The 16,764-nt window shown below is 65.6% G+C and carries 14 protein-coding genes, 1 pseudogene and 1 riboswitch; of the genes and pseudogenes, 6 read left to right on the top strand and 9 right to left on the bottom strand.

The genetic code is table 11. The features are described 5' to 3' along the window. Positions 1-9: 9 nt before the first annotated feature. Entirely contained in the window at positions 10-288 is a 279-nt protein-coding gene (locus tag RCH15_RS07645; RefSeq protein WP_326959646.1) for an HPr family phosphocarrier protein, read from the top strand. Positions 289-510: 222 nt separating this feature from the next. After that, positions 511-798, top strand: coding sequence for a DUF7218 family protein (locus RCH15_RS07640; protein WP_326959644.1), 288 nt, complete (start codon positions 511-513; stop codon positions 796-798). Between the two features lie 32 nt (positions 799-830). Here the strand turns inward: RCH15_RS07640 and ku are convergent, their stop codons facing one another. Continuing rightward, on the bottom strand, positions 831-1,838 hold the full coding sequence (gene ku, locus RCH15_RS07635) for a non-homologous end joining protein Ku (RefSeq protein ID WP_326959642.1): 1,008 nt from the start codon (positions 1,836-1,838) through the stop codon (positions 831-833). Positions 1,839-1,920: 82 nt separating this feature from the next. Between ku and RCH15_RS07630 the strand changes: the two genes are divergently transcribed. Next, positions 1,921-4,494 (top strand): ATP-dependent DNA ligase, encoded by a 2,574-nt coding sequence (locus RCH15_RS07630; protein ID WP_409017120.1) that lies wholly within the window; start codon positions 1,921-1,923, stop codon positions 4,492-4,494. 362 nt (positions 4,495-4,856) lie between these two features. On the opposite strand, the gene RCH15_RS07625 is transcribed toward RCH15_RS07630, so the two are convergent. Further along, on the bottom strand, positions 4,857-5,090 hold the full coding sequence (locus tag RCH15_RS07625) for a hypothetical protein (protein WP_326959638.1): 234 nt from the start codon (positions 5,088-5,090) through the stop codon (positions 4,857-4,859). 408 nt (positions 5,091-5,498) lie between these two features. Between RCH15_RS07625 and RCH15_RS07620 the strand changes: the two genes are divergently transcribed. Both RCH15_RS07620 and RCH15_RS07615 read left to right on the top strand, forming a co-directional pair. Further along, positions 5,499-7,109 (top strand): MFS transporter, encoded by a 1,611-nt coding sequence (locus RCH15_RS07620; protein ID WP_326959636.1) that lies wholly within the window; start codon positions 5,499-5,501, stop codon positions 7,107-7,109. Positions 7,110-7,315: 206 nt separating this feature from the next. Further along, on the top strand, positions 7,316-8,377 hold the full coding sequence (locus RCH15_RS07615) for an FUSC family protein (protein ID WP_326959634.1): 1,062 nt from the start codon (positions 7,316-7,318) through the stop codon (positions 8,375-8,377). Positions 8,378-8,381: 4 nt separating this feature from the next. Here the strand turns inward: RCH15_RS07615 and RCH15_RS07610 are convergent, their stop codons facing one another. The 7 genes from RCH15_RS07610 to RCH15_RS07580 all read right to left on the bottom strand — a co-directional run bounded on the left by RCH15_RS07610 (position 8,382) and on the right by RCH15_RS07580 (position 15,666). Continuing rightward, positions 8,382-9,164 (bottom strand): SDR family NAD(P)-dependent oxidoreductase, encoded by a 783-nt coding sequence (locus tag RCH15_RS07610; RefSeq protein WP_326959632.1) that lies wholly within the window; start codon positions 9,162-9,164, stop codon positions 8,382-8,384. Positions 9,165-9,195: 31 nt separating this feature from the next. Beyond that, positions 9,196-9,936, bottom strand: a complete 741-nt coding sequence (locus RCH15_RS07605) for a hypothetical protein (RefSeq protein WP_326959630.1) — start codon at positions 9,934-9,936, stop codon at positions 9,196-9,198. 118 nt (positions 9,937-10,054) lie between these two features. Then, the gene (locus tag RCH15_RS07600; RefSeq protein WP_326959628.1) at positions 10,055-10,399 is read right to left on the bottom strand and encodes a GNAT family N-acetyltransferase; all 345 of its coding nucleotides are present in this window, start codon (positions 10,397-10,399) and stop codon (positions 10,055-10,057) included. Continuing rightward, positions 10,396-11,733, bottom strand: coding sequence for an acyltransferase family protein (locus RCH15_RS07595; RefSeq protein ID WP_326959626.1), 1,338 nt, complete (start codon positions 11,731-11,733; stop codon positions 10,396-10,398). Before RCH15_RS07595 ends, RCH15_RS07600 begins: the two co-directional genes overlap by 4 nt. 183 nt (positions 11,734-11,916) lie before the next feature. Continuing rightward, entirely contained in the window at positions 11,917-12,174 is a 258-nt protein-coding gene (locus RCH15_RS07590) for a metal-sensitive transcriptional regulator (protein ID WP_069950339.1), read from the bottom strand. Positions 12,175-12,229: 55 nt separating this feature from the next. After that, positions 12,230-12,517, bottom strand: a complete 288-nt coding sequence (locus tag RCH15_RS07585; RefSeq protein WP_326959622.1) for a diguanylate cyclase domain-containing protein — start codon at positions 12,515-12,517, stop codon at positions 12,230-12,232. A gap of 263 nt (positions 12,518-12,780) precedes the next feature. Next, positions 12,781-15,666 (bottom strand): EAL domain-containing protein, encoded by a 2,886-nt coding sequence (locus RCH15_RS07580; protein WP_326959620.1) that lies wholly within the window; start codon positions 15,664-15,666, stop codon positions 12,781-12,783. 266 nt (positions 15,667-15,932) lie between these two features. After that, positions 15,933-16,007, bottom strand: a riboswitch (cyclic di-GMP riboswitch). A 341-nt stretch (positions 16,008-16,348) separates the two neighbouring features. Between RCH15_RS07580 and RCH15_RS07575 the strand changes: the two are divergent. Beyond that, positions 16,349-16,687, top strand: a pseudogene (locus RCH15_RS07575) (TerC family protein); the annotation flags it as partial. Between the last annotated feature and the right edge of the window lie 77 nt (positions 16,688-16,764).

Here is a 16,764-nt window from a genome sequence, read left to right as displayed (position 1 = left end):
GGAGCAGAAATGACCGAACGTAACGCCACCATTGCCAGCCGTGTAGGGCTGCACGCCCGCCCGGCCGCGATCTTCGCCGAGGCTGCGGGCGAGTTCGATCTCGAAATCACCATCGCCCGCCTGGGTGAGCCGGTTGACGAGGCCATGGACGCCGCCAGCATCCTGTCCCTGATGAGCCTGGGAGCGTCCCACGGCGAGGTAGTGGTGCTGCGCGCCGAGGGCGATGGCGCCGACGCCGCCCTGGAGCGCCTGGTCCAGATCCTGGAAACGGACCACGACGCCGTCTAGCGCCACCGCCCGCTGGCTGGAACACGGCAGCCCGGCTGCGCCCGTTGAGGGTGCGGCCGGGCTGCTTCGTTAACCGGGGGCGGCATCGGACCCAGAGCCGGCGCTCAGCACGCTTAGTAGACGCTTGTCAGGCCGCGCCAGCGGGGATAGTTTGGAACGGCTCCAGTCGGGTAACAGCCCGAGATGGAACAGTCCCGCGACAACCAGGTGCCGAGGTAGGTCATGCCAACGAAGAAGAATGCCGCGCACGGCGCCGAGAACCCCAGCATCAAGGACCCGGAAGTCTATGAAGGGCTGCTGGCGGACGGGGCCTCGGAGCAGAAGGCAGCCCGCATCTCCAACGCCGCCGCCAAGGCCGGCCGCTCAGCGGTCGCCCGCAGGGGCGGCAAGTCCGGCGACTATGACGACTGGACTGTTCCGCAGCTCAAGCAGCGGGCCAAGGAAATTGGCCTCAAGGGATACTCCGGCAAGAGGAAGAACGAACTCATCGCCGCGCTCAGGAACTCCTGATCCCGGTGGCGAGGGCCGGGACAGCGGAGAACTCAGGCCTCCTTCCGCGCGGTCTGCGCGGTTTTCGTGGCGGCGGGCTTCCGGGGGGTCTTCGCCGCGGCCGTGGTCTTGGCCGCGGTCTTGGGAGCGGTCCGGGACGCGGTCTTGGCCGCCGTCGACTTGGCGGCGGTTTTGGCGGGAGTCTTGGCAGCGGACGCTTTCGCCGGGGGCTTGGTGGCGGGCTGATCTGCGTCCCCGGCGGACGCAGTACCGCCCCCGCGTTTCTTCTCCAGGCTCCGCTTGAGGGCTTCCATCAGGTCAATTACTTCGCCGTTGCCGGCGTCGGCAGCCGGAGCGCCAAACGTTTCCTCGGTGTCCAGCGATTCACCCTTCTCCAGCTTCGCCTCAATGAGCTGGCGGAGCTGGAGCTGGTAGTCGTCGGTGAACTGCTCCGGTTCGAAGTCCGCCGCCATGGAATCAACCAGCGCGGCAGACATTTCCCGCTCCTGGGCGGAGATGCGGACACTCGTGTCGAGCGACGGGAAGCTGGCCTCGCGCACCTCATCTGCCCAGAGCAGCGCCTGCAGCACCAGCACGTCACCACGGATCCGGAGCGCGCCCAGCCGGGTTTTGTCACGGAGGGCAAACTGGACGATCGCAACCCGGTCCGTGTCCTCAAGAGCGCGGCGCAACAGGGTGTAGGCCTTGGGCGACTTGGAGTCCGGCTCCAGGTAGTAGCTCTTCTCGAACATCATCGGGTCCAGCTGGTCGGCCGGGACAAACTGCACGACGTCGATCTCATGGCTGTTCTCTGCCGGGATGGACTTGAGCTCCTCGCGGCTGAGCACCACGGTGCGGCCGTCGTCCTCGTAGGCCTTGTCGATGTCCTCGTAATCCACCACTTTGCTGCAGATCTCACAGCGGCGCTGGTAGCGGATCCGTCCGCCGTCGTCGTTGTGGACTTGATGCAGGCTGATGTCATGGTCTTCGGTGGCGCTGTAGACCTTGACTGGGACGTTGACCAGCCCGAACGCTATCGCGCCTTTCCAAATGGCTCTCATGGATCAAGTGAACCCTACCGTGGCGCGGAGGTGAAGCCCCTTGGCTGAAAGGGCGCGGGCCAACAACAAAGAGCGTGTCCGCGTGGGCGGCCGCGAACTTGTGGTCACCAACCTGGACAAGGTTATGTATCCGGAGACCGGCACCACCAAAGCCGACATCCTGGCGTACTACGCCGCGGTGGCGCCTGTACTGATCCCCGCCGCCTCGAACCGGCCGGCCACCCGGAAGCGCTGGGTGCACGGCGTCGGGACGGCCGAGTCACCGGGTGAAATGTTTTTCCAGAAGAACCTGGACCATTCCACGCCGGGATGGGTGCCACGGGCCTCCATCACGCACAAGGAACGGACCATCCAGTACCCGCTGGTCAACGACCCCGCCACGCTGGCGTGGCTCGCGCAGATCGCGGCCCTCGAGATCCACGTGCCGCAGTGGCGCGTCGATTCCCACGGCAACCAACTGCCCCCGGACCGGCTGGTGCTGGACCTGGATCCCGGCGAGGGTGCCGGATTGGCGGAGTGCGTGGAGGTCGCGAAGCTCGCCCGCACCATCCTTAAGGACGTGGGACTGGATCCGGTGCCGGTAACCAGCGGCAGCAAGGGTATCCACCTGTACGCAGCCCTCGACGGCACACAGAGCTCCGAACAGATCTCCGAGTTCGCCCACGAACTGGCGCGCTCACTGGAAGCAGACCACCCGGAGCTGGCCGTCAGCGACATGAAGAAGGCGCTGCGCGCCGGCAAGGTCCTAGTGGACTGGAGTCAGAACAGCGCCGCCAAAACCACCATCGTCCCTTACTCCCTGCGGGGGCGGCCCAGGCCCACGGTGGCGGCGCCCCGGACCTGGCGGGAACTCAGCTCACCGTCCCTGCACCAGCTGGACTATCGGGAAGTTCTGGAACGGGTGGCAACGGGCAAGGATCCCTTCGCTGCCATCTCCGGCGGGATGCGGCCCGCACCGCAACCCGACGGCCGGCCGGCCAGCAGCAGGGCGCCAGCCGGCGACGGCCGGGCACCCGACGGCAGGGCACCCGACGGCGGCGCCAGGGCACTCGACGGCGGCGCCACCGATCCGCGGCTGGAAAAGTACCGTGCCAAACGGAATACCGGCTCCACCCCTGAGCCCTTCACGGCCGAACAGCACCTCGCGGAATCAGCTGGAACGGCAGACGGTGGCACGCTGCGGGAAAAGTTCGTCATCCAGGAACATCACGCCAGCCGGCTGCACTACGACTTCCGCCTCGAGCGCGATGGCGTGCTGGTGTCCTGGGCGCTGCCCAAAGGCGTCCCCACGTCGAGATCGACGAACCACCTGGCGGTCCAGACCGAAGACCACCCGATGGACTATGCGGACTTCGAAGGCACGATTCCCAAGGGCCAGTACGGTGCCGGAACTGTCAGCATCTGGGATTCCGGCTCGTACGAGTGTGAGAAGTGGATTGCCGGCAAGGAAGTCATCGCCACCCTCACCGGCCAGGACGACGGCGGCCTGGGCGGTAGCCGCAGGTACGCCTTGATCCACACTGGCAGAGGCGATGACCAGTGGCTCATCCACCTAATGGACCCGCTGGGCGCACAGAAGGCCCGGGCAGCCGTACCGGAGGGTGGTCTGCCGGGGACAGACGCGCAGGAGGAGAAAGAAGCGCTCAGGGGTGAACCTGCTTCCCCGAGGGCTGACCAGACCGTGCCACGGGCTCCAGTGGAGGGGGACTTCACGCCGATGCTGGCCACGGCCGGAACCGTGGCGGACCTGCCGGACAAGGAGTGGCAGTTTGAACTTAAGTGGGACGGCATACGCGCCCTGATCGTGGCGGACGCAACGACCATCCGCCTGGTTAGCCGTAACGGCATCGACATGTCCGCGTCGTATCCGGAATTGACGAACCGCTCCGGCTGGCCTGGCGGGGACTTCGTCGCCGACGGCGAGATCATCGCAGTCGGCCCGTCCGGGCGCCCGGACTTCGGGCTGCTGCAGGGCCGGATGAAGCTCACCAAGGCCTCCGACGTCGCCACAGCACGGGCGTCGACGCCGGTGCGGCTGATGCTCTTTGACCTTCTGTCCGAGAACGGCACGGACCTCCGCCGCCTTCCACTCCGCAAGCGGCGTGCCCGGCTTGAGGCGTTTCCCCCCTCCGCCAAAGTGCCAGTGGAGCTTTCCCCAGTGATCGACGACGACATCCGTCACATTCTGGAAAGCGCCCAGGAGCTGGGTCTGGAGGGCGTGATGGCCAAACGCACCGACGGCCGCTACGTCGGGCAGCGCAGCAGGTCCTGGCTGAAGCTCAAGTTCGAACGCACCCAGGAGGTGGTGGTCGGCGGCTGGCGCCCGGGCAAAGGCGAACGCACCCAGTCCGTAGGCTCACTTTTGCTGGGGATTCCGGACGGTGCCAGCCTTCGCTACGTTGGGCGCGTCGGCAGCGGCTTCAGCACCCGGGAACTGAAGGAATTACGCCAGCAACTTGACGGCCTCCTGCGGAAGACCTCGCCATTTGCGGAAGTACCCGCCGTCGACGCCTCGGACGCGAACTGGGTGAGCCCCACCTTGGTCGGCGAGGTCAGCTACGGCGAACGGACCGGCAGCGGCAAGCTTCGGCACCCGGTCTGGCGCGGCTGGAGGCTGGACAAACGGCCCGAGGACGTTGTGTTGGAACAGGACTGAAAGCGCCCCTAAGAGGAGTGCGGAGTATCCGGCGGGGTAATCCGGTGAACGGCGTTTGCCCCAGCCTCCTGACCCAGCCGGCCGTGCCGGACGTCATGTTCCTTCGGATGGCGGTGCTTCCCGTTACCGTCGGGCCACTGTTTCCCGTCCGCTGCACTGGGCGGGGCCGGGCGCGAAGTTTCCGGCCCCGGCGCCTCGTCCATGGATTCCGACAAGTGACTGGCAACCTCAGGGTCGATCCGGTCGCCGGACTGATGCTCCGCCATTGCTCTTCCTTCCGCTGTAGTGATACGCCGTCGTAACAAGCTGTGAAATGAAGTGTTTACCAATCCTAGGTCGGCTGGCGGGCGGTGTCTGTAGCGCTACCAGCGGACCTTTTTCTCGGCCGGGCCCTGCTTGCCGCTTACATGCGTGGGCTTGTGGCTGTGGCCGACACTTTGTGAGGCCGTGCCGCCTCGCGACTTACTCGCGAGCATCTCCTTCTGGGCGTCGGTAAGACGCGATTTGATCCCCTTCGCCTGCTCCGAGCCGGCCTGGGACTGCCCGTCTGCCCCGGCCCCGTTGTTGCCGCTCTTCTTGGTTTCCTTGTCAGTCATGGACTGCTCTCCTCGGGTGACTCGTGATTGGCTCTGCGCTCACATCAACCCTAAGTGCTTTCCGGATCCGTTGGGTACCCCGTTTTTCGTTGGTTCTGCGCTGCCGCACTGCGCTGCCGGCGACCGGCCAGCTGCTGCATAAGGGCTGAATTACGGCCCGAAACCGGCTCCAAGCTGCCGCACCGGGAAAAAGTTTGGACCTGCGGCAGGGCCGGCCGGTGATTTCCAGCAACGGCGCGGCCAGATCGCGGAAAAGAAGACTCCTTTCCGGGCGTCTAATGGGGTCGAATCACGGGATCATACGGCACCAAACTCGGAAACACCATAGAAATCGCGTAAAATTGACAGCCTGCCCGGAGCGGGGCAGCTACACGTTGCAAGCAAATGACCTCCCAAGGAGCGGCCCAAATGCCCAATGACCGAAGCACGACCGACTCTTCAGCAGGCGTTGTGAACGCCAGCCGAACCAAGCACACTGCGCCCGGTGTGAAAATTCCAAAGCTTCGCCCGAGGCGTCGGCTCAAGGAATCCGACGTCAACGTCGTCAATAAGCCCATGCTCAAGAAGGCACTCGGCGGCACCATCGTGGGCAACACCATGGAGTGGTACGACGTCGGCGTGTTCGGCTACCTGATCACCACCATGGGACCGGTGTTCCTGCCGGAAGCGGACAAGTCCGTCCAGACCCTCTTCCTGCTCGGCACTTTCGCGGCCACCTTCATCGCCCGTCCCCTCGGCGGCGTCGTATTTGGCTGGCTGGGCGACAAGATCGGCCGACAGAAGGTGCTCGCCGCGACCCTCATGATCATGGCGGCCAGCACTTTTGCAGTCGGACTCCTGCCGGGCTACGCGCAGATCGGCATCTGGGCTGCGGTCCTGCTGGTTTTGTTCAAGGTCATTCAGGGCTTCTCCACCGGAGGCGAGTACGCCGGTGCCACCACCTTTGTGAGCGAGTACGCCCCTGACAAACGCCGCGGATTCTTCGCAAGCTTCCTGGACATGGGCAGCTACCTTGGCTTCGCGGCCGGCGCTGCCCTCGTTTCGGTGCTGCAGCTGACCCTCGGCCAGGACACCATGGAGCAGTGGGGCTGGAGAATTCCGTTCCTGCTGGCCGGTCCGTTGGGCCTGATCGCGGTGTACTTCCGGAGCAAGATCGAGGAATCCCCGCAATTCCAGGCCACCATGGACGCCCAGGCGGACCTCGCCAAGGACGCAACCGCCGCCGACACCAATGCTTCCAAGGGCCCGGTAGGCATCGTGAAGGCCTACTGGCGGTCCCTCATTGTCGCCATGATCCTGGTGGCCGCAGCCAACACTGCAGGCTACGCCCTGACGTCGTACATGCCGACGTACCTCACGGAGTCCAAGGGCTACGACGAAGTACACGGAACGCTGCTGACCATCCCTGTGCTGGTCATCATGAGCCTGTGCATCCCGCTGACCGGCAAGCTTTCGGACCGGATCGGCCGCCGCCCCGTGCTGTGGATCGGCGCCCTGAGCACTGTCGTCCTGGCCGCCCCGGCGTTCATGCTGATCGGCGTCGGCGAGATCTGGTCCACCCTGTTGGGTCTTGGCCTGATCGCCTTCCCGGTAACGTTCTACGTGGCCAACCTGGCGTCCGCCTTGCCGGCGCAGTTCCCGACGGCCAGCCGTTACGGTGCCATGGGCATCGCGTACAACTTCTCCGTCGCGATCTTCGGCGGCACCACCCCCTTCATCGTCGCCGCGCTGATCGGCGCTACCGGCGATGACATGATGCCGGCCTATTACCTGATGGTGACCTCGGCCATTGGCGCCGTGGCGATCTACTTCCTCAAGGAATCAGCCCAGCGCCCCCTGCCGGGTTCCATGCCGAGCGTCGACACCCAGGCCGAAGCCAAGGAGCTTGTCGCCAATCAGGACGAGAACCCGCTGATCGACCTTGTGGAAATGGACATGCCGTTCACCGCAGCCGGCTCTGATTCGGTTGTTGATCCCTCCGCACCCCGGAACACCGACAAGGTTACGGCTGACGCCTAAGCTTGCCCCTTTGGCAGCCCGGCAGGGGTCATCCTGACTCCGGCCGGATAACCCGGATTCTGTAGCAAAGTCCCGCCCATGGAGGCCTGCCTTGTGTGTATTCCTGTCGGGGATACACGCAAGGCGGGCCTCAGGCGTGTCCCACGCAGTCCGGGCAGGAATCGGCCCTGCCGCCTGTCCGAAACGAGCCTGAACTAGGAGGCACCGTGCAGTCCCTCGGCGCTCACCTGCGCACCCTCCACACTCTGGCGCCGGCCAACAAAGACCATGTCTCGGCAGTCCGCGTCGCCGTGAGCGTTGCTGTGCCGTCCTTGATTCTTCTTGCCGCGGGCCGCACCGATCTGATGATCTACGCGGTGTTCGGCGCCCTGACCGGCATGTATGGCCGGACCGAGGCTCACCAGCTGCGCCTCCAGCACCAGGGCCAGGCCGCCGCGCTGTTGGTTGGCGGGTTGGCCGTGGGCGTCCTTCTTTCAGTGAACCACCTCCACTCCTGGGTCCTTGTGCTGACCGAGACGGTGTTGGCGGGGGCGGGCTCGCTCTTCGCGGACAGGGTCGCGCTGAAACCCAACGGCCCGTTTTTTGGACTCCTCGCCCTCGGTGCCTGCGCCTCCGTCCCCACACCGGTGCCGTGGCACATGGCCGTTCTGGTCGGCGCGGGTTCCGCCGCCTTTTCTATTGCGGTGGGGTTCGGCGGCTGGGTCCGGGGCCGGGCATGGGCACGAGGTGCGGCACGGAATACCCCGGCGATGCGCGGTGTAAGGCGGCGGGCGGCCTGGATCCACGCGGCCCGGTACTTTACCGCCGTTGGGGTGGCTGGCTCCCTCGGCGTCTTGAGCGGAACCGGCCACCCGCACTGGGCCATGGCCGCCGCCGCGGTCCCCCTGGCAGGAGCGGATATGCCCAGCAGCCTGTACCGGGGCCTGCACCGGATTGTGGGCACCCTCATGGGCCTGGTGGTGGTTGCCGTGGTGCTGTTCCCCTGGGCCTTCTCGCCGCTGCGGGTGTTTCCCGGCCACGAGGCCGCAGTGCTGGCGGTGCTGGTGATTGTCCTGCAGTTCACGACGGAATTGTTTATGACCAGGCACTACGGGTTGGCCATGGTGTTCTTCACACCCGTGATCCTGCTGATCACGCAGCTGGCCGCGCCGTCAGACCCCCAAGTGCTGGTGACCGAGCGCGCCGTCGAAACCCTGCAGGGGGCCCTGACGGGGATCCTCGTCGTCCTTCTGATCCGCCGGCGCCGGCCTGCTGCGACCGGATCCTGACCCGTTATTTGGCCCGGCGCGGCGGACCCGCAACGAACCTGTCCGGCAGTACGCGTGCGGCTGCGGTCAGCACCTTGTAGCGCTTCGCCGGAATTGACACGGCCTTGCCCCTGGCGTTGTCGGCGAGGCCTTCGCGCACCACGCGCTCGGCCTGGAGCCACATCCAGCGCGGGGTTACCGTCTTGTCCATGCCCATCCGGTCGTGGAACTCCGTATGAGTGAAGCCGGGGCAGACCGCCGTCACCCTGACGCCCCGTTTGGCGTAGGCGAGGTTGGCCCAGCGGCAGAAGCTGACAAGCCACGACTTCGCCGCCGAGTAGCTGCCGCGGGGCACGAACGCTGCCACGCTGGCGACGTTGATGATCCTGCCCGAGCGCCGGTCGAGCATGCCCTGCAAGGCGGCATGCGTCAGCCGCATGGCGGTTTCGACATGTAGTTTGAGATGCTTTGTCTCCTCCGCGATGCCGTTCTCCTTAAAGGAACGCAGCAGACCGATGCCGGCGTTGTTGACCAGGATCTCCACCGGCCGCGCCGGGTCTGAGAGCCGGGCAACCACGGAGGCCACACCGGCGTCGTCCGCGAGGTCGGCGGAAAGAACCTCGGCGCGGACGCCGTACTGTTCCTCCAGCTCCTCAGCCTTGGCCTGCAGCCGGGAAGCGTCGCGGGCTACCAGGAGCACGTTGTGCCCTTGCGCAGCGAGCTGGCGGGCGAATTCGGCGCCGATCCCGGCAGTGGCACCGGTGATCAAGGCAGTTGTCTCAGCCGGCGTCGTGGCATGTGCAGTCATGAGCACAGCCTAACCCGCACGGCAGCCGGCCTTAGGCCAGCGCCTGCCCCGCGGCGAATTCTCCGTCCGGCGGTCCGGCGGCAGCGCCCCGGTGGCGTTTCTGCAGCTCCTCGGTTGCCAGCTCATACCAGGTGTGCGCGCCGAAGGACGGGTTGCTGGTGTCGAGGTGCTGGTAGAGGGCGTCGGCCAACTGGTCCAGTGCGGCGTCGGACAGCGCACGTACGGTCGCACCCGGGTCGAGGGTGCCTTCGAAATAATCGGAGAGTTCCAGTCCGTTGATGCTGTCGGGCGCGGCCTGGACCGGGCTGCAGTCCTTGTTCAGCCCCGGTTCCAGCAACACCCCGGTGGCTTCGAGCGCCCCGCCGGCGGATACCTCCACCCGGGACTCCGCGGCAATGTCAAGCGGAAATGCCGCAAGTTCCTCCTCGAGGCCTGCGAGGACTTCGCCGTCCGAGCCCACGTGCAACAAACAGATCGGCAATTCTGCCGGCTCCGTCAACGTGACGCGGAACGGCTCCGCACCGGCGTCCGGGGAGTCAGCGGCTCCGCTGGCCGCGGCGATGGAGCGCAACTGCAGGAGGATCTCCGGGTCCAGGTGGGCCGAGCCGTGGAGGTCGATGACGACGCCCGCGCCTGCGCCCAGGTGCCCCGCCCGCCGCATGATCTGCAGCAGGGAGGCGAAGTCGGGTTGAGTCAGGCAGCCAGTGACTTCCAGAGTCACATTTCCGGGGTTGGCATCCACGCGGACAAGCACTCGCAGTTTATGGTTCACGGGGTTCTCCAAAGGGACACGTCCAAGAGCCAACTGCATAACTCTGTAGCAACTTTACGAGGTTGTTGCCTCTGTCACAAGCGGCAGTGACGCCGTCAGGGCAGCCACCGGCAGGTTTTCAGGCTCCGGCCGGAGGATGCTCCGGCCAGTCGATGTACTGGGTGTAGGAGTCGTGCTTGCGCAGGTACCGGTACATGAACGGACAGTTCGGGATAATTCGTTTACCGGCTGCTACGACATCGTCCAAGGCGAAGTGGGCCAGCACCTTGCCAAGCCCCTTGCCTTGGAACTGCTCCGCCGTATCCGTGTGGATGAAGTCCACGTGGCCTGGTTCATCGAGAAAGCGGATCTGGACGGCCAGCTTGCCGCCGACGTGGAGCTCATAGCGGTGTAGCTCATCGTTGCGCGTAGTGGCCACGTCCGGGCTGAACGTGTCTTCCGTGACTGCCGAGTTCTCCGTCATGGTTCGAGATTGGCACTTAAAGGCGGGTGTGGCAATGGCGGGCACCCGACGCCGGGGCCGGTCCCCGCCACGAACCGGGCCGGGATCCGCCCCAGCAGCAGGACGGCGAGCCCGAAGCACGCCGCTCCCCCGCCGAGCAGGCCCAGGGTTAGTCCGTTGAGCGCTGCGTCCACCACCGGAACGTAGATCACGACGGCGGCCGTCACCACAGCGGCCACCGGGCGCGACGGAGCAGCCGCGGGCGCCGTCGGACGTTCCTCCAGTCGGCCGAAGAGCACCAGCACGGGCAGGAGCAGCCCGGCTAAGGCCAGCAACACGAGCGGGCGGCCCCACCACCAGGCCGCGGTTCCGCCTGCCGGCTGGGGAAAGTCAGTCAACAGCAAAAGCCCGGATATCCCCGCGATCAGGGGCAGATGCCACAGGTAGACGGTCATGGACCGTCTGCCGGCCACCCCGAGGAGGCGCCGCACCCAGCCGAGCGGCACCAACCGGGCGAGCGCGGGACGGAACAGCTGCAGTGCCGCGGCCTGCGAGAACCCGAGGAACAACAAAGTCAGGTTGGGTGGGTTGAGGTTCACCAGCATGTTCCCGGAGTAGAGTCCCAGCGCCACGAGTAGCCCTAAGACCAGATTGCTGCCGAGGATAATGACTGCCAGCGCGGGTCTGCCGGGCACCCCCGGCCCGCCGTCAGCGAGCAGGAAGCCGAGTTGCTGCACGGCGCACCACAGGAAGACCATGTTCAGGTACGCCGCTGCCGGCTGCATGCCCCGCAGGCAGTCCACTGCCACTACCAGCGACGTGAGACCCGCCAAGGTCAGCCACGGTGCCCGTTCATGAAGGCGCACCAGCAGTGGGAGGTTCAGCTGCGCGGCCAGGTACGCAGCCAGGAACCACAACGGCATGCCGGCGCCGGAGGCCAGCAGCTGGATGACTTGCGGGTCCACTCCGGCGAGCCGCGCAGTCCACAGCCCGGTGAACATAATTGCCAGCAGCACGGCGGCCGGACGGATCAGCCGCAACATCCGCACCTGCAGAAAGTCGGACGCGCTGCCGCCCCGGGCGCGGAGACGGCGCCAGGACTGCAGGCCGGTGACGCCCCCAGCGACGAAGAAGAGCGGCATGACCTGCAGGACCCAGACCACGGGCTCGAACCAGCGCTCGTTTCCCAGGGTGTTCTCGGAGGTCACAGTGCCGTCGGGGTGCAGGACCGGGCTGACCATCATGGTGTGCCCCACCACCACCAGCGCAAGGCAAAAGAGCCTAGCCAAATCGATCACCAGGTCGTGTTCCGGCTGCGGCACGGACCGGTGCGCCGGAAGCTGCCGTGAATCCATTCAGCCCCCTCAGGGCCCTTGGGGCACCCCCGGCCGGGACTGCTGTCGGGTGCTGTCGGGTGTCAGCCGGATGTTGCCTTCATTCTCGGCCTCGACGGGTCCAGCGGCCAGTGCCTTTCGTCTCAGGCGGTCAGCGGCGCCGGCGGCATGATCTGCCGGCCCGGCCAACGCCAGCGGCCGGACTCAGGCGAGCGAGAGGAAGAGCTTCTCAAGTTCCGCCCGGTCCAGGCTGGGGTCCTCCTGCTGCATGCACTGCTGAAGGCCCGTGGCGATGATGGAGAATCCGGCCTTGTCCAGGGCGCTGGAAACGGCTGCCAGCTGGGTGACGACGCTCTTGCAGTCACGGCCCTCTTCAATCATCCGGGTCACGGCGGCAAGCTGTCCCTGGGCGCGGCGCAGGCGGTTGATGACGGGCTTCATGTCAGCGGGATCGAGTTCCATTAGTTCCTCCGGTGTTAACAAGGTTACTTCCATGGTATACCCCCCGACGTATTCGTCAGCGCCGCAGTTGATAGCCGACACATCTCTTAATCTGGCGGCACAAGTCCCTGGTGTAGGCCGCCCGGGCTCTGGCATCCCGGCGTCGACACTCAGGGTCCAGTCCGATGCGTACGCGACGGGCCACCGCCGTTCCCTGCTCCACCGAAGAACCGGGAAAAACGGGCGCGAATTCGTCTCCGCCGGTGCGGGCCACAGTGTCACCATTTCGGATGCAGGTGGTGAGCCTCCGCGCTATTTCGACCATCGAGGCGTCGTCGGCTGCATGGCCGTAGGTGTCGTTCACCGGCTTCTACCCGTCGACATCCACGGCAAGCACCAGCGTGGACTCTCATGCGCCCAAGGCGGCCTCCAGCCGTTCGCGGAGTAAGCATCGATTCGCCAAACCTGTCAGGGGATCGTGTTAGGCGAGTGCGGCGAGGCGGCCCGGAAGAATGCGCTCCTCTGCCCTGGCGCGTTCGTGGATGGTCCAGTGCAAAACACTGGTGATGCAGCTGACCCGGGCCAGCCGCTGCCCGGTCACGTCTGGTCGGCCGTTCCCGTCCCGGGTCATTGCTTCCTGCCGTCGCGGAGCTGTTGCTCGAGGACCAGCCCATCCACCGGTTTGCTGAACAGGAATCCCTGGGCGCGTTCGCAGCCCATGGCACGCAGCGCCTCCAGCTGGTCCGGTATTTCGACTCCTTCGGCGACCACGCGCAGTCCCATTCCTTGGCCGAGCCCGACGATTCCAGCGACGAATCCGGAGGGTTCACCTTCCGCAAGCCTGGCGATGAAGGACCTGTCGATCTTAACTTCCGTGACGGGGAGCCGGTGCAGTTGGGCAAGGGAAGAGTAGCCGGTGCCGAAGTCGTCGACCGAAATTCCGACCCCGGCCAACCGCAGTGCGCGCAAGTTTTCCTCGTTCACCGTTGATTCGGACATAGCCTGGGACTCGGTGATTTCCAAGGTAAGTGCGGCTGCCGGAAACCCGGTGGACGCCAAAGTGTCACGGACAAACGCCGGAAATCCCGTGCCGCCGAGCTGGACGGCTGACACGTTAACGGCAATCTCGATCGGGTACCCCGCTGCCCGCCAATGGGCGCCAGCCCGGCACGACTGGGTGAGAACGTGGGCGCCGACTTCAGCGATCAGATTGCTGTCCTCAGCCAAGGGAATGAACTCTCCTGGGGACAACAGTCCAAGTTCGGGGTGCTGCCATCGGACAAGAGCCTCAGCTGCCACGATTTCGTGTGTCGCCACATCGATTTGAGGCTGGAATTGCACGCGCAGTTCGCCGCGTTCGGCAGCGCCGCGCAAATCGGTTTCGAGGCGGAGATAGTCCTTGCGCTGCACTCCCGGCGGCGTCTGGCCGCGGGCGCGGGCCTTGGACTGGTACATCTCGAAATCCGCTTTTTCCAAGAGGCGGCGGGCAGATTCGGACGGCGTATCGGTTACCTCGACCGGGGCGGCGCCGCTGACACTCGTTCCGATGGCAACGTCGACGAAGACTTTTCGGCCCTCAAGCTCGACGGCCTCGGTAAGGCTGGTCCGGACCCTGGCGGCCACCTGGTCGGCTTCCAACGGATTCTGGATACTGGGCAGGAGGATGACGAACTCGTCACTGCTGTAGCGGGCGACCGTGTCGCTGTCGCGCACGGCCGTTCGCAGTTGGGTTGCGACGTGCCGGAGGACAGCGTCACCGGCGGCGTGCCCGAGGCTGTCGTTGATCCGCTTCAAACGGTTGACGTCGCAAAAGAGGACCCCCACCCGGTGTCCATTCGGACCGCCCCGGGCCAGTGCCGTTTCCAGGCGGTCCTCCAGCAGCGCCCGGTTGGGGAGCCCCGTCAACGGATCATGGAGGCCTTGCCGTCTCGCATCCTCCAGTAGCCCGATCTTCTCCAGGGACACCGCAGCAAGAGCTGCCAGTCCGCTCAGGCGTTCAGTCAGGGCACCTTCCAGGCTCACCGGCGCCGGCCTCTCAGCCCAGTGAGCCAGAACGATCCCGACGAGCTGATCCCCTGCCGTGATCGGAACAGCTGCGAGCGCCGAGACGGCGAAGTCGGCCAGCATATTCCGGGCCCAGGCAGAACTGTTCCCGTCCACCAGCAACGGAATGCCACCCGCGAGCAACTCGGCAAGCTCAGGGCTGTCCTGGGCAGTGGTCTGGTACTGGGCGAGCTGGTCCGCCAGATCACCTTCCCAGCCGCTCATTCCAGCGATCCGGAGATGACCATCCTCGCCATCCCAGAGAGCAATCGCAGACCGGTCGGCGCCTGAGAGAGCGGGCACCGCGTTGGCTATCGAGCCGGCCAATGCCTGCACTGTCGAGTGCTGCGCCAACGCACGTGAGACGTCGAGTAACAGACGCGCCGTTTCGCCGTGTTCCCGGGCCTCGGCGACAATCCCGGCAATGTCGAGACTGATGGCTGCGTGCCGCGCATAGGCTGCCAGTGCTTCCGTGTCCCCGGCGAAGAATTCCTGCCCGGCGTGCGCAACCGCCGCCAGAACCCCGTAGAAATGCTTTGCGGAAGCGATGGGAACGCCCAGAACCGGCAGCCCCGCCAGCCCTCCAGCGTCCGTTGCCAGGACAACACCGTCCTCGTCGAGCTCCGCCGCCAGGACGTCGCCCATACCGCGGACTCGCACATGGCGGCCTCCCCCGGGGAGACGGACGGCCAGCAGATGTCCTGGCGCGTGAACGGCGCTGTCCGCGCGCGCCAAAACCCGCTCGAGCACTTCTTCCAAAGGTGCGCTGCTGACAAGATCCGACGCTGCCCCCTCCAGCGTGCGCAACCGGCGCTCGGCAGTCAGGCGCCGGTCGACCGCCCTTCTCCCCCGCTTGAGCCTGCCGGCGAGGAGGCGCAGGCGCTTAATGGGCCCGGCGGTCCATGTCACGTTGTAGACGCACTCCGGGGCGCCGCTGAGCTGGCAGCTGCTCACATGCTCCACGCGTGCCGGCGGCAGCCCAAAGAGCACGGTCATTTGGGCGAGGAAGCCAACGTTGTAGTCGCAGTCGATCCGATTGGGTTTGAAAGGCGGGAGCACTTTCCAGGTGAAAGATGCCGAATATTCCGCCGCCCAGACGCATCTGAACACACTGGCAGAATCAAAGTGGGTGGCAATCCGGGAGATCCCGCGGAAGGCAGCTGCGGGGGACCCAGTTGACCTGCCCAGCCTTCGCCAGGGCTCGATCGCCGGATCCCGGAGGAGGACCGGGCCCAGGCGGAGCCCGATCCGTGGATCGGCCAGCTCGTCTGCAGCGCACTGGAACAGCCGCAGCTTGTCGGGGTAGGGAATTCGTCCCTCGACACTTCCCAGCTGCTGCTCCTGTTCCCGGAGTCCCGCCCGCTCCAGGACACGGTCAACGCCCTCGGCACCGACCTGCTGGGCCACCACCTGGAGCAAGATCCTCGTAATCACCGTTGACGTGCCAGGCACCGTCCGGGTTCTAGGCATGACATGACACCTTTATTAGGTAGTTAGGCCGGACAACTTCGCTAAACGATGGGTAGCTTCGAGCCATAGTCCGGGCCAGCGGGACAGGGTCAGTCGCTGGCGTGGCCGGCACTATGCCCGGCTAGAAGGACGTCCCCGAAGACGCCGGGTCAGGCCGCGGAGGGTCTGCGGCCGGGACGTGAACTGTCGAGCGGTCCCGGACAGTGGGCGGGGTGCGCGGAACGGCAAACCTGGGTGATCGGATGCATAATGGCGCACCTTTGCTGTTCGGAGGCCCGGCTGACCTCGTGGGCCCCGTGGCTTTGCGTCACCGGCTTGCACCGGTTTTGCCTTTATCGACGAGCGGACGCTCAACGGAGCGCCAGCCTAGCAAAGGAAAAGACAATTGATCACGCGGCGCGATTAAGATGATCAGCCCAAGAACGCAGGGGCAGCGCCAGGGCTAGCGCGCGGACACCGTCGCTCTTCGTTTTCCCAGCCCCGCAAATATGTTTCACTATTACTCACGGGGGGAGTATCCCCCACATGTTCCGTCGTCAATACGGCCGCCCCTGAGCGGCCCGACGGACAGGTCCCCCGGGACCGGGAAGAGCTCCAGTTGAGTTGAACTGACTGGAGGCAGATAACCCCTAATGAGTGTTCCTTTTGGGCCTGGTTCGCCGTTCTCGCTGTCATTGTCTTAATGCTCGCCTTGGATCTGTTTACGCACCGCAGTGCGCATGTCATCGGAGTCCGCGAAGCCGCTAAGTGGTCCGGCCTCTGGGTTGCCTTCGGCGTAGGCTTCGGCGCCCTGATATGGCACATCTACGGCGCGGAGTTCGGACAGCAATACTTCGCCGGCTATTTGATCGAAAAATCCCTTTCAGTGGACAACGTGTTCATTTGGGCGATCATCTCCACGTGCTTCGCCGTTCCCCGCGAATAACAGCACCGGGTGCTGTTCTTCGGACCGCTGTCGCTGGCCGTCATCGCCACGATCCTCGCGATATCCATTGGTGCGAGTCTTTGGGCCACCCGGGGTCAGGGCCACCGGCGCCTGACGGCGTCTGCCAGCCCTCCGTTCGGGATGGCCACACGCAATAAAGTCGCCGCCCTGGA

It is taken from the genome of Arthrobacter sp. MP_M4, from assembly GCF_035984855.1.
Lineage (GTDB): Bacteria > Actinomycetota > Actinomycetes > Actinomycetales > Micrococcaceae > Arthrobacter.
Note: the sequence above shows the minus strand (reverse complement) of the source record. Positions and strands in the feature narration are given on the sequence as shown.